The organism is Cellulomonas wangsupingiae, assembly GCF_024508275.1.
In the GTDB taxonomy this organism is placed as follows: Bacteria; Actinomycetota; Actinomycetes; order Actinomycetales; family Cellulomonadaceae; genus Cellulomonas; species Cellulomonas wangsupingiae.
The window spans coordinates 1,253,591-1,271,601 of the sequence record NZ_CP101989.1; the positions used below are offsets into that span (position 1 = coordinate 1,253,591).

Sequence of the window (18,011 nt, forward strand, 5' to 3'; positions counted from 1 at the left end):
CTCGGCCGACCGGCCACGCGCCTGCGCGCCCGGGTCGCGCCGCTCGCGTTGCGGACCCGCCCGTGCGGGTGTTGCGTGTGGTCAACGGGACGCGACGACGGGTTCCCCGAGCCCGTCCCGCGTCCGGTGCAGGTCCAGGTGCGCCGGGTCCTCGGCGCAGCTGACGCCGACCGCAGGGGGCAGCCATGACCCGACGTGCGCGCGGCGGCGCGTGCCTCATCGCGTGCGCCGTGCTCGTCCCGCTCGTCGCCTGCTCGTCACCCGCGTCGGGCGACGGGCGCGTCCAGCTGGATTTCTTCCAGTTCAAGTCCGAGGCGGTCGCGACGTTCGACGCGATCATCGCCGACTTCGAGGCCGAGCACCCCGACATCGACGTCGTGCAGAACAACGTGCCCGACGCCGAGACCGCGTTCCGCACCCGCCTGGTCCGCGAGGACGTCCCGGACGTCGTCACGCTCAACGTCAACGGCGTGTTCGGCGAGTTCGCGGACGCCGGGGTGCTGTACGACTGGGCCGACGACCCCCTGCTGGAGGAGATCTCACCCGCCGTCGTGCGGATCGTGCAGGACCTGGGCCAGTCGTCGCCGGGTGCCGTGAACGCGCTGCCGTTCGCCAACAACTCCTCGGGCTTCGTCTACAACGCCGACCTCCTGGCGGCGCAGGGCGTCGAGGTCCCCACGACGTGGGCGGAGCTGCTGACCGCGATGGACACCTTCGAGCAGGCGGGCACGACGCCCGTGTACGCGACGCTCAAGGACGGCTGGACCGCCCTGCCGGCGTTCAACCAGCTCGTCGCCAACACCGTCCCCGCCGACTTCTGGGAGCGGCTGGACGCGGGGGAGACGACGTTCGCGGAGGAGTGGCGCCCGGCCGCCGACCAGCTCGCGGAGCTGTTCGCGTTCGCCCAGCTCGACCGTTTCAGCCGCGACTACAACGCGGGCAACCAGGAGTTCGCCGCGGGCGGCGTCCCGTTCTACCTGCAGGGGTCGTTCGCGATCCCCGCGATCGTGTCGTTCGAGCCCGCGTTCGAGCTCGGCTTCGGGAACCTGCCCACGACCGACGACGCCGCGACGCAGCTGCTGGTGTCGGGGGTGGACGTCGGCGTGACGATGGGCGCGCAGCCGCGTCACCCGGAGCAGTCGCGGCTGTTCGTCGAGTACCTCATGCAGCCCGACGTCATGCGCCAGTACTCGCAGGACCAGTCGGCCATCACCCCGCTCGTCGACGCGACGACCGGTGACCCGACGCTCGAGCCCGTCCTGCCGTTCTTCGACGACGACCGGGTGACCGGCTACGTCGACCACCGCATCCCCGCGAGCATCCCGCTTGCCGCGATGCTCCAGCAGTACCTCATCGACGGGGACGCCGACGCGTTCCTCACCCAGCTCGACGAGGAGTGGGACCAGGTCGCCGCCCGGCGCTCCTGATCCGGGACGAAGGAGTCCGCCATGGCCACCGCCGCCGCGCCGACCCCGGCGCACGTCGCCCCACCGCCCGAACCTCCCGACGCACCCCGCCCCCTGCGCCCGCCCTCGCGCGTGCCGCGCGCGTTCTGGTGGATGGTCCTGCCGGCGGTCGCGATCTTCTTCGTGTTCCACACGCTGCCGGTGCTGCAGGGGATCTTCTTCAGCTTCACCGACTACGCCGGGTACGGCACCTGGCAGTTCGTGGGGCTGCGCAACTACCTCAACCTGTTCGGCAACGACCGGATCGCGCACTCGTACCTGTTCACGTTCCAGTTCGCGATCGTCGCGACGGTCCTGACCAACGCGCTCGCCCTGACGATCGCGATGGGGCTCAACGCCCGCATCCGGCTGCAGACGACGCTGCGCGGCCTGTACTTCATCCCGAACGTGCTGGCCGTGCTGGTCGTCGGGTACGTCTTCAACTACCTGTTCTCCAACTCCCTGCCGGTGCTCGGGCAGGCGCTGGGCGTCGAGTGGCTGTCGACGTCGATCCTGGCGAACGAGGACCTCGCGTGGCTCGGCATCGTCGTCCTGGCGGTGTGGCAGGCGTGCGCGTTCAACATCATCCTGTACCTCGCCGGCCTGCAGACGATCCCGGGCGAGCTGTACGAGGCGGCGTCGCTCGACGGCGCCTCGACCTGGCGCAGGTTCCGGTCGATCACGTTCCCCCTGATCAGCGCGTTCTTCACGATCAACATGGTGCTGTCGCTGAAGAACTTCCTGCAGGTCTTCGACCACGTCATCGCGCTGACCAACGGCGGGCCGGGCACCGCGACGGAGTCGATCTCCCTGGTGATCTACCGCGGCGGCTTCCAGGGCGGGGAGTACGCGTACCAGACGGCCAACGCCGTGGTGTACCTCGTCGTCATCATCGTGCTGTCGCTCGCGCAGCTGCGGTTCCTGCAGTCGAGGGAGGTGGAGTCCTGATGTCCGACACCGTGCTGCGGCGCAAGGTGACCGGGACGCCCTCGCGCAGCGGGCGCCGCCTGCGCCGCCGCGACCTGGCGGAGGGGAAGGTCAGCTGGCCGCTGACGATCCTGCTCGTGCTGGGGTCGCTCACCGTCCTGGTCCCGTTGTACTTCACGGTCGTCACGGCGCTGAAGACCCCGGCCCAGCTCGGCGGCGCCGGGTTCGGCGTCCCGGAGAGCTGGACGTGGTCGAACTTCGCGGACGCGTGGCGCCTGACCAACTTCCCGCAGGCGGCGGGCAACAGCCTGATGCTCACCGTCGGTGCGCTCGTCCTGACGCTGCTGACGAACTCGCTCGTGTCCTACGCGATCGCCCGGCAGATGGCCCACCACAAGGTCTTCAAGGGTCTGTACTTCTACTTCGTGTCGGCGCTGTTCGTGCCGTTCCCGATCATCATGCTGCCCGTGGTGAAGCTGACCGCGCAGCTCGGCCTCGACAACCAGATCGGCCTGGTCCTGCTGTACACGGTGTACGGGCTGGCGTTCAACATCTTCGTGTTCGTCGCGTACATCAAGTCCATCCCCCTCGAGCTCGAGGAGGCGGCGCGCATCGACGGGGCGTCGACGTGGGCCGTGTTCTGGCGGATCGTGTTCCCGCTGCTGGCGCCGATGAACGCGACGGTCGCGATCCTCACGGTCATCTGGGTGTGGAACGACTTCATGCTGCCCCTGGTGATCCTCAGCCAGCGCGACGACCTGACGCTGCCCCTGACGCAGTACGTCTTCCAGAGCCAGTTCAACACCAACTACACCGTCGCGTTCGCCTCCTACCTCATGCAGATGGCACCCCTGCTGCTGGTGTACGTCGTGGCGCAGCGCTGGGTCATCTCGGGCGTCACCCGCGGCGCGATCAAGTGACGGGTCCGCCCGACCTGCACCGCGGACCGGCGACGCGCGCGACGTGCGACCCATGGCTGGTCGTGCGACGGTCGAAGGCCCCGGACGAGGAGCAGCGCTCATGACCTTCACCGTCGACGACGCCCCCTGGTGGACCGGAGCGGTCGTCTACCAGATCTACCCGCGGTCCTTCCAGGACTCCGACGGTGATGGCATCGGTGACCTGCGCGGCGTGCTGCAGCGCGTCGACCACCTCGCGGATCTCGGGGTGGACGTCGTGTGGTTCTCCCCGGTCTACCGCAGCCCGCAGGACGACAACGGGTACGACATCAGCGACTACCAGGACGTCGACCCGCTGTTCGGGACGCTCGAGGACCTCGACGAGGTGATCGACGCGCTGCACGAGCGCGGCATCAAGGTCGTCATGGACCTGGTCGTCAACCACACGAGCGACGAGCACCCGTGGTTCGTCGAGTCCCGGTCGTCCACGGACAACCCGAAGCGCGACTGGTACTGGTGGCGGCCCGCCCGCCCGGGCATGGCCCCGGGCACCCCCGGCGCCGAGCCGACCAACTGGGCGTCGTTCTTCTCCGGGCCGACCTGGGAGTACGACGAGGCGACGGGCGAGTACTACCTGCACCTGTTCAGCCGCAAGCAGCCGGACCTCAACTGGGAGAACCCGGAGGTGCGCCAGGCCGTCTTCGCGATGATGCGCTGGTGGCTGGACCGGGGGATCGACGGCTTCCGCATGGACGTCATCAACCTCATCTCCAAGGCGGTGGGTCCGGACGGGTCGCTGGCCGACGGACCGGCCACGACGGGCGCCCTGGGCGACGGGTCCGGTCAGTACATGCACGGCCCGCGGCTGCACGAGTACCTGCAGGAGATGCACCGGGAGGTCTTCGACGGCCGCCGCGACGGGCTGCTGCTGGTCGGTGAGACGCCGGGCGCCACCGTCGAGGACGGTGCGCTGTTCACCGATCCGAGGCGGCGCGAGCTCGACATGGTGTTCACGTTCGAGCACGTCGGGCTCGACCACGGCCCCGGCGGCAAGTACGACCCCAGGCCGCTGGACCTGCGCGACCTCAAGGCCGTGCTGGGGCGCTGGCAGGCGGGGCTCGCCGACGTCGGCTGGAACGCGCTGTACTGGGACAACCACGACCAGCCGCGCATCGTGTCGCGCTTCGGCGACGACGGCGAGTACCGCCGGGAGTCGGCGACGATGCTGGCCACCGTCCTGCACCTGCACCGCGGCACGCCGTACGTCTACCAGGGCGAGGAGCTCGGGATGACGAACGCGCACCTGCGCTCGTTCGACGACTACCGCGACATCGAGGCGCTGCGCCACGTCGAGGAGACGCGTGCGCTCGGGTACGTGAGCGACGACCGGATCCTGGCCGGACTGGCCGCGATGAGCCGCGACAACGCACGCACCCCCGTGCACTGGGACGCCTCCTCGAACGCCGGGTTCACCACGGGCGAGCCGTGGCTGCCGGTCAACCCGAACCACCGGCACGTCAACGCCGAGGCGGAGCGCGCCGACCCGTCGTCGGTCTACCACCACTACCGCCGGCTGATCGCGCTGCGGCACGAGGACGCGACGGTCCGGCTCGGTGACTTCACGATGCTGCTGCCGGGGCACCGCCACGTGTACGCGTTCACGCGCGAGCTCGACGGGGACGCCCTGCTGGTCCTGGGGAACTTTTCGGGGGACGAGCAGCAGGTGGACGTCGACGCGGTCTGGGACGGGGCCGAGGTGGTGCTGGGCAACGTGCCCGACCCCGCCGTGCCCCGCGACGGAGTCGTGCGGCTGTCCCCGTGGGAGGGCGTGGTCCTGCGCCGGGTCGTGGGTGCCGCCACGGGCGGGTGAGGTGCTGAGCCCACAGCCCAGGACGACCTGGCGCGCACCGGACGTCTCGGGCACGCTGTGCCGATGGCCAAGGTGCACGAGCGGATCACCGAGCGGATGCGCACGTGGCTGCTCGCGCAGCACGTGTTCTTCGTCGCGACCGCGCCGAGCGGTGCCGAGGGGCACGTCAACGTGTCGCCCAAGGGCGTCGGTGGCACGTTCGCGGTGCTCGACGACCGGACGGTCGCGTACGTCGACCTCACCGCCTCGGGGTCGGAGACCATCGCGCACCTGCGGCAGAACGGCCGCATCACGCTGATGTTCTGCGCGTTCGACGGCCCGCCGGACATCGTGCGGCTGCACGGACGGGGCCGGTTCGTCACGCTGTACGACGAGGGGTTCGAGGATCTGCTCGCGCGCTTCGACGGCGGGCTGGACGAGTCCCGCGGGGTGCGCGCCGTCGTCGTCGTCGACGTGGATCGCGTGTCGGACTCCTGCGGGTACGGCGTGCCGCTCATGGACTACCGCGGCGAGCGGGACCTGCTGCCGTCGTACATGGAGCGCAAGGGCGTCGACGGGCGCGCGGCGTACCGGCGGCTGAAGAACCGCACGAGCATCGACGGACTGCCCGGGTTCGACATGGACCCGGAGCCCGACGCGAGCGTCTGACCGGGCGTCAGCGGGCCAGGCGCTCCACGACCGCTCCGAACACCCGCGGCAGGCCACGGGCCGCGGGGACGAGCGTGCCTCGCAGCGGGGACGACGCCCACGCGACCAGCCCTGACGTGATCACCCGGTAGTCCCGGGTGGCGGCCCACCAGGCGCGCTCGTACGCCGCCGGGTCGTCGAGCGTCGCGACCGCCGCCCTCGCCTGCGCGAAGCCCACGCGCAGCCCTTCACCGGTGAGCGCGTCGACGTAGCCCGACGCGTCACCGACGAGCCGCACGGGGCCTGAGGTGCGGCGCGTGCTGCGTCGGCGCAGGGGGCCCGCTCCCCGCAGCGGTCCGGCCGGTGCGCCCTCGAGCCGGGCCGCGAGCTCGGGCAGCGAGGCCAGGACGTCCGCCGGGTCCACACCGCGCGGGCCGAGCAGCGCCACCCCGACGAGGTCGCCGGCCACCGGGGTCACGTACGCCTCCGCGAAGGGCGACCAGTGCACCTCGACGAGGTCGGTCCACGGCGCCACCGTGTAGTGGCGGCGCAGCCCGTACCGGCGGCGGTCGGTCCGCGCGTCGCCGCCGGGCGCCTCCAGGCCGAGCCGCCGGCGCACCGTCGAGTGCAGCCCGTCGCACGCGAGCAGGTACCGGGCGGACACCCCGGCGGCGACGACCCCGCCCGGCGTCGTGCCCACGTCGTCGACCCGTGCCGTGACGGTGACCGCCCCCACGTCGGCCGCGCGCGCCCGCAGTGCGTCGTGCAGGGTCGTGCGCCGCACCCCGCGTCCCGTCCCGTGACGGAAGCGGTGGTCCACGTGCCCCGCGGGGGAGCGGTAGCTGATGCCGGCGATCGCGTGCCCGGGCGGGTCGACGTCCCACCCGTGCAGCAGGCGGAGCGCACCGGGCATGAGGCCCTCGCCGCAGGCCTTGTCGACGGACCCCGTGCGCGGCTCCAGCACGACGACGTCGAGCCCGCGCCGCCGCGCCTCGATCGCCGCGGCCAGGCCCACCGGGCCGCCGCCCACGACGAGGACGTCGGTGTCGGGCACGTGGTCAGACGGTCACGGTCGCAGCCTGCAGCGCGCGCTCCTCCGCGGGGATGCGGAAGCGCAGCAGGAGGACGGCGTTGAGGACCGTGAAGACGAGCGCCGTGACCCACGCCGTGTGGACGAGCGGCAGCGCGATGCCCTCGACGACGACGGCCACGTAGTTGGGGTGCCGGAACCAGCGGTACGGGCCGCGGTCCACCAACGACAGGCCGGGGACCACGATGACGCGGGTGTTCCAGCGCGGTCCGAGGGTCGCGATGCACCACCAGCGCAGCGCCTGGCTGGCGACGACGAGCGCGAGGGCCGGCCAGCCGAGCCACGGCAGGAACGGCCGGTCGGCCACGAGCACCTCGACCACGCACGCGACGAGCAGCGCCGTGTGCAGGGCGACCATCGCCGGGAAGTGCCCCAGCCCGCTCTCGACCCCGCCGCGCTCGAAGGACCACCGGGCGTTGCGCTTCGAGACCACGAGCTCGAGGAGACGTTCCACGGCCGTCAGGCCGACGACCACGAAGTAGAGCGTGAGCACGCGTCAGCCTTCCGTCGGGGACCAGCGGAGCAGAACCGTCTCGACACCGACGCCGGGGCCGAACGCGAGGAGCACACCGGGCGAACCGGGCGGCGGGTCGGTACGCAGCGTACGGCCGAGGACGTCGAGCACCGAGGCCGACGAGAGGTTGCCGACCGCTGCGAGCGACTCGCGGCTGGCGTCGAGCGCGTCCGCGGGCAGATCGAGGGCCTCCTCGACGGCGTCGAGGATCCGCGGGCCGCCGGCGTGGACCACCCACCGCGTCACGTCCCGCGGCTCGAGCCCTTGGCCGGCCAGCAGCCGCTTGACGTCGGTGGCGACCTCCGCCCGCACGACGTCCGGCACCTCGGCGGACAGCACGATGCGGAACCCGGACGCGCCGATCCGCCAGCCCAGCTCACCCGAGGTGCCGGGGACCAGGCGGCTGCGGGTGTCCTCGATCCGCGGCCCACGGGCCGCCGCAGCCGCCGGGTGCGCCGGGCCGACCACCACGGCAGCGGCGGCCCCGTCCCCGAAGAGCCCGTTGGCGACGAGTGCGGCGGGGTCGCGGTCCGAGTGCTGCAGGGTCAGGGAGCACAGCTCGAGGCACACGAGCAGCGCCGTGCCGTCCGGGTGCCCGACCAGGTAGTCGTGCACCCGCGCCAGGCCTGCCGCCCCGCCGGCACAGCCCAGCCCGAACGAGGGCAGCCGCTTGACGTCGTCGCGCATGCCGAGGCGCCCCACCAGCGTGGCGTCGACCGACGGGGCGCCGATCCCGGTCACCGACGTGAACAGGACGAGGTCGACGTCGGCGGGGTGCACCCCCGCGCCGGACAGCGCCTCGTGCACCGCCCGCTCGGCCAGGTCGGTCCCCACCGCGAGGTACAGGTCGTTGGCGTGGCCGAAGTCCCGGATCCCGGCGTACTCGCCCGGGTCGAGCGCGAGGTGCCGCGTGCGGACACCGCTGCTGCGGTGCACCCGGCGCAGCAGACCGGCGGTGCGAGCGTCGTCACCCGCGACGAGGGGGGCGACGACCTGGGTGATGGCGTCCTGGTCGCGCGGCGGACCGGGCAGGGCCGTGGCGACGGCGAGGACGCGCGACATGTCCGGAATCGTCCCACGCACGGCGCCGGACGGCGCGGGGAGGCTACCGTCACACCCGTGGCCGACACCTCGACCGAGCCCGGCCACGCGTCGGGCCCGCCGCACGCGGGACGTCGTCTCGTGGCGCTGCTGCTCGCGTCCCACCTCGGACCCACGGTCGTCGTCACGTCCTTGTGCACGGCGCTCGCGGTCGCCGTCGGGGCACCCGCCGGCACGGTGCTGCTGGTGCTGGGCACGGTCCTGGCGGGGCAGCTGTCGATCGGCTGGTCGAACGACTGGCTCGACGCCGGGCGGGACCGAGCCGTGGGACGCACGGACAAGCCGGTGGTGTCGGGCGGGGTGACCGCGACAGGGCTGCGGACCGCCGCGCTCGTCGCCGTGGCGGCGAGCGTCGTGCTGTCCGTGCCGTGCGGGCTCGCGGCGGTCGTCGCGCACCTCGTCGTCGTCGCGATGGGCTGGGCGTACAACCTCGGGCTGAAGTCGACCGCCGCGTCCTGGCTGCCCTACGCCGTCGCCTTCGGCGCGCTCCCGGCGTTCGTCGTGCTCGCCCTGCCCGGCGACGCGTTGCCGGCGGGCTGGCTGGTGGCGGCCGGGGCGCTGCTGGGCGTCGGGGCGCACCTGGCCAACGTCCTGCCGGACCTGGACGACGACGCCGCCACCGGGGTGCGGGGGCTGCCGCACCGGATGGGGCGCCGGGCGACCGCCGTGCTGGCTCCGGCGGTCCTGGCCGTGGCCGTCCTCGTGGCGGTCGTCGGCCCACCCGGGCCGCCCCGGGGCGCCACGGTGGTCGTGGGCGTGGTGGCCGTGGCGGTGGCGTGCCTGGCGGGCGTGACCGCCGTGGCGCGACCGCGCAGCCGCGCGCCGTTCCCGCTGGTCATGCTCGTGGCCGCGCTGTGTGTCGGCGTGCTGGTCACCACCGGCCTGGAAGGGGCCGTGGTCCCCACCTGATCGGGTGGCACCCTCACGCGGACGGGTGACCCGACCGGCGGTCGGCCCCGACGACGGGTAGCGTCCCCGCCGAATCCGGACGAAGGGGGTGGGTGTGGCGCGACGCGTCGGACCGGCCGTGGGCGTCGGCGCCCTGCTGCTGCTGCTCACCGGGTGCACGGGCACCCCCGCCGACGTGGGGGACCCTGTCGTGGAGTTCACGGCGCCCCACGCCCGCTCGTACGACGGGGAGGTGCGTGTCGCCGTGCACCCGCTGCACGTCGACGGCAGGTCGATGGAGCTGCGGCTGACGCTGACGCCCCTGGGCGGGGACGACACCCGTGACCACCGGCCGATCCGCGTCGACGAGCTCGTCGACCGCACCCCCGTCCTGAGCGACGTCCGCACGCTCACGACGTACGACGTGCTCGGGGCGGCGTCCGGGCCGCGGCACACCGCGATGCTGGGTGCGGAGACGGTCGTGGGCGAGCCGGTCGTCTACCAGGCCTGGTTCGCCGCGCCCGACGACCAGGTGCAGACCCTGGACCTCGTCGTCGACCCGTCCTGGGGGTCGGTCCTGCGCGTGCCGGTGGTGCGAGGGTGAGGCGCCGGTACCTGACCGCGGCCCCGCTGTGCCTGCTCCTGGTCGCGGCAGCGCCGACCCCGCCCGGGCCCATCAGCCTCGGCGACCTGCCCGCCGTCACGGCGAAGGTGCGCGAGGACTCCGTGCGGGTCGGCGACCTCGAGCGGCTCCACGTCTTCCTGCACGACCACAGCGAGCGCTCCCTGAGCGTCACCCCCCTGGCGACGCGGGAGGAGGAGGACGGGGAGACGGTCGTGTCACTTGCGACCGACCTGCTGTTCCCCGGCGACGACGCCTCGCTCTCCGACACCGCGCGGGCGCAGATCGGCGGGCTGCTGTCCGACGTGCCCGACGGCGGCGAGGTCGCCGTCGAGGGGCACACCGACTCGTTCGGCACGCCGGAGCGCGACCAGGCGCTGTCGGAGAGCCGGGCCGCGGCCGTCGCCGACGCCGTGCGCGCCGCGCGGCCCGACCTCGTCCTGACCGTCCTCGGGTACGGCGGGACGCGCCCCCGGGTCGAGGAGCTCGGCGACGACGCCCCGGAGCACCGCGCGGCCAACCGGCGCGTCGAGCTGCGTCACCGGTCGGTCGCGGGCGCCACGCCGGCTCCCGCGCCCGAGCCCGTGCGCTCGGCGCCGCCGCGCCCGCCGACGTCGCCCCACGTCCTGCCCCTGCCGGCGGACGCCGTCACGGGGCAGGAGACCCGCTTCCCCGCCGTCACGGTCGCCGGTGCGGACGTCGTCGTCGGTGTCGAGGAGCTGGTCGTGCGCGGCGCCGTCACGCAGCTGTCGCTCATCGTCCGGCTCGAGGGCGCCGAGCGTCTGGTCCAGGACCTCCCGGACCTGCACGAGACCCTCGACGCGGGGTCGCGGGGCACGGGTGTCGCGTGGAACCCCGTGCTGGTCGACCGGGCGGGGCTGCTGCGGTACGGCGAGGTCCGCGCCGAGCGGCTCGGGGACGCGTGGGCGGGGGAGGGGCACCAGGTCGGGACGCCGTTGACCGCCCCGCGGCGGTTCACGATCACCTACCCGCGGCTGCTGGGCGAGCCCTCCGCGGTGGACGTCGTGCTGGGTGAGGGGCTGCCCGTCCTCACCGGGGTCGACGTGGAGGTGGAGCGATGAGGCGCAGGGGCCGGGTCGTGGGCGTCGTCGTGGCGCTGGTGCTCGCCGCCGGGTGCACGGGTGGGCAGGGCGAGCCCTCCGAGCCCGCCACGCCGGTGGCGTTCGACGGGGAGGTCGTCACGGCGGGCGACGGCGGCGGGGTTGCCGAGCTCACCGTGCCGGCGTCCGGCGCGTACGCGGGTCGGACGCGGATCGCGGTGCAGGCGATCGTCGTCGACGGACCGGTGATGGAGCTGCGGGTCGCGTTCACGCCGCTCGGCGGTGCGGGGGCCTCCCCGGACGGGCGCGTCGCGCTGGGCGACATGCTCGAGCGCCATCCGCTGATCGGCGACGTGACGTCGCTGGTCCAGCACGAGGTGATCGAGGGCTGGCACACCGACCTCCAGCGGGCCGTGACGCCGTCGGGCGTGCCCGTGCTGTACCAGGGGTGGTTCGCCGCGCCGGAGACACGTGTCGAGGCGCTCGACGTCGTCATGGGGCCCGAGGGCCCGACGTTCCGCGACGTCCCCGTCACCTACCGCTGACGCGGGCTCAGTCCTCGAGGTCGACGACGACCCGGACGGGGTCCTGCAGCACCGAGACGCGGAACGGCCGCGGCCCGTCGTCCACGCCGACGAACGACTGGGTCATGCCCTCGAAGGTCAGCGGGCGCACGACCTGCTCGATGTCGCCGGTGTCGGGGCGCACGTCGCCCGCGTGCTCCTGCGGGCCGCTCTCGAGCGGGTAGGTGGTCCCGGTCAGCCAGACCTGCAGGATCGCGTCCCCGTCGACCGGGCGGACCTCGCCGGTCGGGTCCTCGACGGCCTGGTCGACCCAGCCGACGCGGTAGCCGGGCGTGCCCTCGCCGCCCGTGAGCTCGTAGACCACGCGGTCGAACCCGGGGTGCTCGCCGACGCGGACCTGCGTCACGACGTAGCCGAGGGCGTCGCCCTCCTGCGTCAGCTCCGTGCCCGGGGGTGCGAAGGCCGCCTCGGCGGGCTCGGCCGCCGGCGACGGAACCGTGGTCGGCCCGGTGGTCAGGGCGGGGTCGGACGGGGGTGCCGAGGTGGCGCTCGGCGTCACCGTCGGCGGCGTCGCGGAGGGCGCGGGCGTGGCGTCGCGGCCGCACGCGGTCAGCGTCAGGAGCGTCGCGGCGACGGCGGCGGCGACCAGGGGGCGGGGCGGTACGGTCATCGGCTGCTCCTCGTCGCGGTGGGCCGTGGGCTGTGCTCACCGTAGGCCGGGGGTCGCCACGACGCCCCCGAGCAGGTCAGAACGCGCCGACCAGCTCGTTGCATCCAGCAGGCGGACACGTGAACCAAGATGTGAGACGGACGGGGAGGGATGTGACACGGGCGGTCAGCAGGCGTAGGGTCACCCACGTGCAGATGATCCTCGTAGTACTTCCTGAGCGCGCCGGCTGACGCCACCCGCACAGGTCGCTCGTCGCGCGCGCTCGCCCCTCGTCCAGCCCGGTGCCCGGGTCGAGGGGCTTTTTCGTGCCCGGCGTCCGTCGGGCGCGGCCCCCCGCACCGGACGACCACCACCCGCACTCGACCCGCAGGAGACGACGATGGTCCAGGGTCCCCACCCCGCACCCCCGCGCACACCCGTGCGCCCCGTGCGCCCGGCCGCCGAGGCGCCCACCCGCCTCGACCTGCCGCCCGAGGCGCCCCGCGTGATCGGGCCCGAGAAGGTCACGGGTGCGCAGTCGATCGTCCGGTCGCTGGAGGAGGCGGGCGTCGAGGTCGTGTTCGGGATCCCCGGCGGCGCGATCCTGCCCACGTACGACCCGCTCATGGACTCCAAGCGCGTGCGCCACATCCTGGTGCGGCACGAGCAGGGCGGCGGGCACGCCGCCGCCGGGTACGCGTACGCGACGGGCAAGGTCGGCGTGACCATGGCGACGTCGGGACCCGGCGCGACCAACCTCGTCACCGCGATCGCGGACGCGAACATGGACTCGGTGCCCATGGTCGCCATCACGGGCCAGGTCGGTGCGTCGATGATCGGCACCGACGCGTTCCAGGAGGCCGACATCGTCGGCATCACGCTGCCGGTCACCAAGCACAACTACCTCGTGACGGACGCGGACGACATCCCGCGCACCATCGCCGAGGCGTTCCACATCGCCTCGACGGGGCGCCCCGGCCCGGTGCTCGTGGACATCGCCAAGTCGGCCATGCAGGCGCAGACCACGTTCTCCTGGCCGCAGGACATCGCGCTGCCCGGCTACCACCCGGTCACCAAGCCGCACGCCAAGCAGATCCGCGAGGCGGCGCGGCTGCTCGCGACGTCCCGCCGGCCTGTGCTGTACGTGGGCGGCGGCGTGATCCGCTCCGGTGCCGCCGACCTGCTGCGCCGCCTCACCGACGCGTCCGGGGCACCCGTCGTGACGACGCTCATGGCGCGCGGGGCCCTGCCCGACTCGCACCCGCAGCACCTGGGCATGCCGGGCATGCACGGCACGGTCGCCGCCGTGGCCGCGCTGCAGAAGGCGGACCTCGTCGTGGCGCTGGGGGCGCGGTTCGACGACCGCGTGACCGGCCTGCTCTCGTCGTTCGCGCCGAACGCCGCCGTCGTCCACGCCGACATCGACCCGGCCGAGATCGGCAAGAACAAGCGGGCCGACGTGCCGATCGTGGGTGACCTGCGCGAGGTCATCGCCGACCTGCTGCCCGAGCTCGAGCGTGAGCACGCGCAGCACGGCAGGCCGGACCTCGAGGCCTGGTGGCAGCAGCTCGACGCCTGGCGCGAGACGTTCCCGCTGGGGTTCGACGAGCCGTCCGACGGCCACCTGGCCCCGCAGCACGTCATCTCGCGGATCGGCGAGATCTCCGGGCCGGAGTCGATCTTCGTGGCCGGCGTGGGGCAGCACCAGATGTGGGCCGCGCAGTTCATCAGGTACGAGCGGCCCGGCGCCTGGATCAACTCCGGCGGGCTGGGCACGATGGGCTTCTCGGTGCCCGCGGCCATGGGCGCGAAGGTCGGCGACCCCAGCCGCACGGTGTGGTCCATCGACGGCGACGGCTGCTTCCAGATGACCAACCAGGAGCTCGCCACCTGCACGATCAACGAGATCCCCATCAAGGTCGCGGTGATCAACAACAGCTCCCTGGGCATGGTCCGCCAGTGGCAGACGCTCTTCTACGAGTCGCGCTACTCCAACACCGACCTGCACACGGGGCACGGCACGGCGCGCGTGCCCGACTTCGTCAAGCTCGCCGACGCCTACGGCGCCGTGGGTCTGCGGTGCGAGACGAAGGCGGACGTCGACGCGACGATCAAGCGCGCGATGGAGATCGACGACCGGCCCGTCGTCGTGGACTTCACGGTGTCGCGCGACGCCATGGTGTGGCCGATGGTCGCCGCCGGCGTCAGCAACGACGCCATCCAGTACGCGCGGGGCATCAGCCCGGCGTGGGACCGCGAGGACTGAGGAAGGTAGAAGAGCGATGACCCGCCACACCCTGTCCGTCCTCGTCGAGAACAAGCCCGGCGTGCTCACGCGCGTCGCCGGCCTGTTCGCCCGGCGGTCGTTCAACATCCACTCCCTCGCCGTCGGCCCGACCGAGCACGAGGAGATCAGCCGCATCACCGTCGTCGTCGACGTCGACGCGCTGCCGCTGGAGCAGGTGACCAAGCAGCTGAACAAGCTGGTGAACGTCATCAAGATCGTCGAGCTCGAGGACGCCGCCTCCGTGCAGCGCGAGCTGCTGCTGGTCAAGGTCAGGGCCGACGTGACGCAGCGCACGGGCGTCCTCGAGGTCGTCCAGCTGTTCCGCGCGCACGTCGTGGACGTCGTGCCGGACACCGTCGTCATCGAGGCGACCGGTGGCCCCGGCAAGCTCGGCGCGCTGCTGGCTGCCCTGGAGCCGTTCGGCATCCGTGAGATCGTGCAGTCCGGCACCGTGGCCATCGGCCGCGGCTCACGGTCGATCACGGACCGCGCGCTCGAGCGCGTCGCCCGGTCCGCGTGACCGCTCCCCGCACCACCCCCGTACGTTCCACCGACGACACCGCACCCGAGGAGATCCACCGTGGCTGAGCTGTTCTACGACGACGACGCCGACCTGTCGGTCATCCAGTCCAAGAAGGTCGCCGTCATCGGCTACGGCAGCCAGGGGCACGCGCACGCGCTGAACCTGCGCGACTCCGGCGTCGACGTCACGGTCGGTCTGCGCGAGGGCTCGTCCTCGCGGGCCAAGGCCGAGAACGAGGGCCTGAAGGTCGCGACCGTCGCCGAGGCCGTCGCCGGCGCCGACGTCGTCGTGATCCTGGCGCCGGACCAGGTCCAGCGCATCGTGTACCGCGACGAGATCGAGCCGAACCTGAAGGACGGCGCCGCGCTCGTCTTCGGTCACGGCTTCAACATCCGCTACGGCTACATCAAGCCCGCCGCCGGTCTCGACGTGCTCATGGTCGCCCCCAAGGGCCCGGGTCACCTGGTCCGTCGTGAGTACGTCGACGGGCGCGGCGTGCCGGTCATCGTCGCGGTCGAGCAGGACGCGTCGGGCACGGCGTGGGCGCTCGCGCTCTCGTACGCCAAGGCCATCGGCGGCCTGCGCGCGGCGGGCATCAAGACGACGTTCACCGAGGAGACCGAGACCGACCTGTTCGGTGAGCAGGCCGTCCTGTGCGGCGGCGTCTCGCAGCTCATCCAGTACGGCTTCGAGACCCTGACCGAGGCCGGCTACCAGCCCGAGGTCGCGTACTTCGAGGTGCTGCACGAGCTCAAGCTGATCGTCGACCTCATCTTCGAGGGCGGCATCACCAAGCAGCGCTGGTCGGTGTCCGACACGGCCGAGTACGGCGACTACGTCTCCGGTCCCCGCGTCATCACCCCCGAGGTCAAGGCGAACATGCAGGCCGTCCTCGCGGACATCCAGAACGGTGCGTTCGCGGAGCGGTTCATCAACGACCAGGACGCCGGCGCGCCGGAGTTCCAGGCCCTGCGCGACAAGGGCCAGAACCACCCGATCGAGCCCGTGGGCCGCGAGCTGCGCAAGCTCTTCGCGTGGGTGAAGCCGTCGGACTCCGACTACCAGGAGGGCTCGGCGGCACGCTGACCGCCCCCACCTCCACCCGCGAGAGGGCGATCCGGCTCCGTCGGATCGCCCTCTCGCGCACGGTCAAGGGGTCGGGGTGCGCGACGGCGTCGCGCACGGGAGGATCACGGCGCGAGGTCCGGTGCGGACCGCGACGACGACGAGGGGTGGACGATGACCGAGCAGCAGCAGCCGACGGCACGGGCCGAGGCGGGGACGCAGGACACGCGGATCGCCGACTTCTGGGACGCGGCACGCGGCCACCTCGGCTGGGGCAAGCTCGACACGGTCATGGGCGAGTCGGTCGACGGCGCCGTGGCGCCGCCCGCGTGGTCGTTCGGTGACGACGCGCGGCTCGCGGACGAGCTGCTGGACCTGGTGCTGCAGGGGCGCAAGACGGGGACGTCCACGGCGCTGGCGGAGTTCCAGGCGACCGACGAGCCGCTGCCGCGCGTCGGTGACGTCTCGATCGTGCTGGACTCCGCGGGCGACCCGCGAGCGCTGCTGCGCACGACGGAGGTCGCCGTGGTGCCGTTCGACCAGGTCGGTGCCGAGCACGCCGCCGCGGAGGGCGAGGACGACCTGTCGCTGGAGTCCTGGCGGCACCAGCACGAGGTGTACTGGCGGCGGCTGCTGGGCGACGCCGGCTTCTCGCCGACCATGGACGTGGTGACCGAGCGGTTCGAGCTGGTCTACCCGACGGACGGTCCGACGCCCCCGGTCGACTGACCGACGGATGAGACGGTCATCCCGAGGGGTGGACGCGGGGTTACGCTGGCCCCATGGCTGACACGACCCCGCCCTCCTCCCTGAACCTGGCCGTCGTGGCCGGCGACGGCATCGGGACGGAGGTCGTCGAGCAGGGCCTCCTCGTGCTCGAGCAGGCGCTGCACGGCACCGGCACCTCGGTGCGCACCACCGACTTCGACCTCGGTGCGCGGCGGTGGCACGCCACGGGCGAGACGCTGACCGACGCGGACCTCGCCGCGATCCGCACGCACGACGCGATCCTGCTGGGTGCGATCGGCGACCCCTCGGTGCCCTCGGGCGTCCTCGAGCGGGGCCTGCTGCTCAAGCTGCGGTTCGCGCTCGACCACTACGTCAACCTGCGCCCCGGCAAGCTCTTCGCCGGCGTGACCAGCCCGCTGGCGGCGCCGGGGGACGTGGACTTCGTCGTCGTGCGCGAGGGGACCGAGGGGCCGTACGTGGGCAACGGCGGCGCGATCCGCGTCGGCACCCCGCACGAGGTGGCGAACGAGGTCAGCGTGAACACCGCGTTCGGTGTCGAGCGGGTCGTCCGCGACGCGTTCGCCCGCGCCGCCGCCCGCCCGCGCAAGAAGCTCACGCTCGTGCACAAGCACAACGTGCTGGTCCACGCCGGGCACCTGTGGCGTCGCACCGTCGAGGCCGTCAACGCGGAGTTCCCCGACGTGACCGTGGACTACCTGCACGTGGACGCCGCGACGATCTTCCTCGTGACGAACCCCGCGCGCTTCGACGTCATCGTCACGGACAACCTGTTCGGTGACATCCTCACCGACCTGGCCGCTGCGATCACCGGCGGGATCGGACTCGCGGCGTCGGCCAACATCAACCCCGACCGCACCGCCCCGAGCATGTTCGAGCCCGTGCACGGCTCGGCGCCGGACATCGCCGGCCAGGGCAAGGCCGACCCCACCGCCACGGTGCTGTCGGTCGCGATGCTGCTCGACCACGTCGGGCTGCCCGACGCCGCGCGCCGCGTCGAGGCGGCCGTCGCGGCCGACCTCGCCGAGCGCGGCGCGGCGGAGCGAGTACGGTCGACGACCGAGGTGGGCAAGGACCTCGCCGCCCGCGTCGCCGGCTGACCCTCGGGGTCGAGCCCGCCGCGCGCACGACGCGTCCGTCGGTCCGCAGGCACGTGCCTGCACCGTCTGTCC

18 protein-coding genes are annotated in these 18,011 nt (G+C 73.0%); 14 read left to right on the forward strand and 4 right to left on the reverse strand.

The window, feature by feature from the left end:
- Positions 1-185 precede the first annotated feature (185 nt).
- The 5 genes from NP075_RS05820 (at position 186) to NP075_RS05840 (ending at position 5,789) form a co-directional block, all read left to right on the forward strand.
- On the forward strand, positions 186-1,427 hold the full coding sequence (locus NP075_RS05820; RefSeq protein WP_227564592.1) for an ABC transporter substrate-binding protein: 1,242 nt from the start codon (positions 186-188) through the stop codon (positions 1,425-1,427).
- Between the two features lie 21 nt (positions 1,428-1,448).
- Positions 1,449-2,393 carry a carbohydrate ABC transporter permease gene (locus NP075_RS05825; protein ID WP_308054138.1) on the forward strand — a complete coding sequence of 315 codons (945 nt, stop codon included), beginning with the start codon at positions 1,449-1,451 and terminating at the stop codon, positions 2,391-2,393.
- Positions 2,393-3,292, forward strand: coding sequence for a carbohydrate ABC transporter permease (locus NP075_RS05830; RefSeq protein WP_227564591.1), 900 nt, complete (start codon positions 2,393-2,395; stop codon positions 3,290-3,292). Before NP075_RS05825 ends, NP075_RS05830 begins: the two co-directional genes overlap by 1 nt.
- 100 nt (positions 3,293-3,392) lie before the next feature.
- The gene (locus NP075_RS05835; RefSeq protein ID WP_227564590.1) at positions 3,393-5,141 is read left to right on the forward strand and encodes a glycoside hydrolase family 13 protein; all 1,749 of its coding nucleotides are present in this window, start codon (positions 3,393-3,395) and stop codon (positions 5,139-5,141) included.
- Between the two features lie 63 nt (positions 5,142-5,204).
- The gene (locus NP075_RS05840; RefSeq protein WP_227564589.1) at positions 5,205-5,789 is read left to right on the forward strand and encodes a pyridoxamine 5'-phosphate oxidase family protein; all 585 of its coding nucleotides are present in this window, start codon (positions 5,205-5,207) and stop codon (positions 5,787-5,789) included.
- A gap of 7 nt (positions 5,790-5,796) precedes the next feature.
- On the opposite strand, the gene NP075_RS05845 is transcribed toward NP075_RS05840, so the two are convergent.
- The 3 genes from NP075_RS05845 to NP075_RS05855 are packed head-to-tail and all read right to left on the reverse strand — an operon-like array spanning position 5,797 to position 8,434.
- The gene (locus NP075_RS05845; protein ID WP_227564588.1) at positions 5,797-6,822 is read right to left on the reverse strand and encodes an NAD(P)/FAD-dependent oxidoreductase; all 1,026 of its coding nucleotides are present in this window, start codon (positions 6,820-6,822) and stop codon (positions 5,797-5,799) included.
- 4 nt (positions 6,823-6,826) lie between these two features.
- Entirely contained in the window at positions 6,827-7,351 is a 525-nt protein-coding gene (locus NP075_RS05850) for an isoprenylcysteine carboxyl methyltransferase family protein (RefSeq protein WP_227564587.1), read from the reverse strand.
- A gap of 3 nt (positions 7,352-7,354) precedes the next feature.
- The gene (locus NP075_RS05855) at positions 7,355-8,434 is read right to left on the reverse strand and encodes a type III polyketide synthase (protein WP_227564586.1); all 1,080 of its coding nucleotides are present in this window, start codon (positions 8,432-8,434) and stop codon (positions 7,355-7,357) included.
- Between the two features lie 57 nt (positions 8,435-8,491).
- Between NP075_RS05855 and NP075_RS05860 the strand changes: the two genes are divergently transcribed.
- The 4 genes from NP075_RS05860 to NP075_RS05875 all read left to right on the forward strand — a co-directional run bounded on the left by NP075_RS05860 (position 8,492) and on the right by NP075_RS05875 (position 11,589).
- Positions 8,492-9,382: a UbiA family prenyltransferase gene (locus NP075_RS05860; protein ID WP_227564585.1), complete on the forward strand. Its 891-nt coding sequence runs from the start codon at positions 8,492-8,494 to the stop codon at positions 9,380-9,382.
- A gap of 94 nt (positions 9,383-9,476) precedes the next feature.
- Positions 9,477-9,965, forward strand: a complete 489-nt coding sequence (locus tag NP075_RS05865) for a hypothetical protein (RefSeq protein ID WP_227564584.1) — start codon at positions 9,477-9,479, stop codon at positions 9,963-9,965.
- Positions 9,962-11,065 (forward strand): OmpA family protein, encoded by a 1,104-nt coding sequence (locus tag NP075_RS05870; protein WP_227564583.1) that lies wholly within the window; start codon positions 9,962-9,964, stop codon positions 11,063-11,065. Before NP075_RS05865 ends, NP075_RS05870 begins: the two co-directional genes overlap by 4 nt.
- Complete coding sequence (locus tag NP075_RS05875; RefSeq protein WP_227564582.1) at positions 11,062-11,589, forward strand: hypothetical protein; 528 nt, start codon at positions 11,062-11,064, stop codon at positions 11,587-11,589. Before NP075_RS05870 ends, NP075_RS05875 begins: the two co-directional genes overlap by 4 nt.
- A 7-nt stretch (positions 11,590-11,596) precedes the next feature.
- Here the strand turns inward: NP075_RS05875 and NP075_RS05880 are convergent, their stop codons facing one another.
- Entirely contained in the window at positions 11,597-12,238 is a 642-nt protein-coding gene (locus tag NP075_RS05880; RefSeq protein WP_227564581.1) for an AMIN-like domain-containing (lipo)protein, read from the reverse strand.
- Between the two features lie 379 nt (positions 12,239-12,617).
- Here NP075_RS05880 and NP075_RS05885 point away from each other — a divergent pair, with 379 nt between their 5' ends.
- The 5 genes from NP075_RS05885 (at position 12,618) to NP075_RS05905 (ending at position 17,939) form a co-directional block, all read left to right on the forward strand.
- Entirely contained in the window at positions 12,618-14,483 is a 1,866-nt protein-coding gene (locus NP075_RS05885; RefSeq protein WP_227564580.1) for an acetolactate synthase large subunit, read from the forward strand.
- Between the two features lie 16 nt (positions 14,484-14,499).
- On the forward strand, positions 14,500-15,024 hold the full coding sequence (ilvN, locus tag NP075_RS05890) for an acetolactate synthase small subunit (RefSeq protein WP_227564579.1): 525 nt from the start codon (positions 14,500-14,502) through the stop codon (positions 15,022-15,024).
- 60 nt (positions 15,025-15,084) lie between these two features.
- Positions 15,085-16,113 carry a ketol-acid reductoisomerase gene (gene ilvC / locus NP075_RS05895; RefSeq protein ID WP_227564578.1) on the forward strand — a complete coding sequence of 343 codons (1,029 nt, stop codon included), beginning with the start codon at positions 15,085-15,087 and terminating at the stop codon, positions 16,111-16,113.
- A gap of 153 nt (positions 16,114-16,266) precedes the next feature.
- On the forward strand, positions 16,267-16,821 hold the full coding sequence (locus NP075_RS05900) for an ASCH domain-containing protein (protein ID WP_227564577.1): 555 nt from the start codon (positions 16,267-16,269) through the stop codon (positions 16,819-16,821).
- Positions 16,822-16,874: 53 nt separating this feature from the next.
- The gene (locus NP075_RS05905; protein WP_227564576.1) at positions 16,875-17,939 is read left to right on the forward strand and encodes a 3-isopropylmalate dehydrogenase; all 1,065 of its coding nucleotides are present in this window, start codon (positions 16,875-16,877) and stop codon (positions 17,937-17,939) included.
- Positions 17,940-18,011 lie beyond the last annotated feature (72 nt).

Excerpts from the sequence above, each read along its gene's own strand:
- NP075_RS05830 (WP_227564591.1), top strand. The coding sequence starts at position 2,393 with ATGTCCGACACCGTGCTGCGGCGCAAGGTGACCGGGACGCCCTCGCGC.
- NP075_RS05900 (WP_227564577.1), top strand. The coding sequence starts at position 16,267 with ATGACCGAGCAGCAGCAGCCGACGGCACGGGCCGAGGCGGGGACGCAG.
- NP075_RS05885 (WP_227564580.1), top strand. The coding sequence starts at position 12,618 with ATGGTCCAGGGTCCCCACCCCGCACCCCCGCGCACACCCGTGCGCCCC.
- ilvN (WP_227564579.1), top strand. The coding sequence starts at position 14,500 with ATGACCCGCCACACCCTGTCCGTCCTCGTCGAGAACAAGCCCGGCGTG.
- NP075_RS05840 (WP_227564589.1), top strand. The coding sequence starts at position 5,205 with ATGGCCAAGGTGCACGAGCGGATCACCGAGCGGATGCGCACGTGGCTG.
- NP075_RS05820 (WP_227564592.1), top strand. The coding sequence starts at position 186 with ATGACCCGACGTGCGCGCGGCGGCGCGTGCCTCATCGCGTGCGCCGTG.
- NP075_RS05905 (WP_227564576.1), top strand. The coding sequence starts at position 16,875 with ATGGCTGACACGACCCCGCCCTCCTCCCTGAACCTGGCCGTCGTGGCC.
- NP075_RS05825 (WP_308054138.1), top strand. The coding sequence starts at position 1,449 with ATGGCCACCGCCGCCGCGCCGACCCCGGCGCACGTCGCCCCACCGCCC.
- NP075_RS05875 (WP_227564582.1), top strand. The coding sequence starts at position 11,062 with ATGAGGCGCAGGGGCCGGGTCGTGGGCGTCGTCGTGGCGCTGGTGCTC.
- NP075_RS05855 (WP_227564586.1), bottom strand. The coding sequence starts at position 8,434 with ATGTCGCGCGTCCTCGCCGTCGCCACGGCCCTGCCCGGTCCGCCGCGC.
- NP075_RS05835 (WP_227564590.1), top strand. The coding sequence starts at position 3,393 with ATGACCTTCACCGTCGACGACGCCCCCTGGTGGACCGGAGCGGTCGTC.
- NP075_RS05880 (WP_227564581.1), bottom strand. The coding sequence starts at position 12,238 with ATGACCGTACCGCCCCGCCCCCTGGTCGCCGCCGCCGTCGCCGCGACG.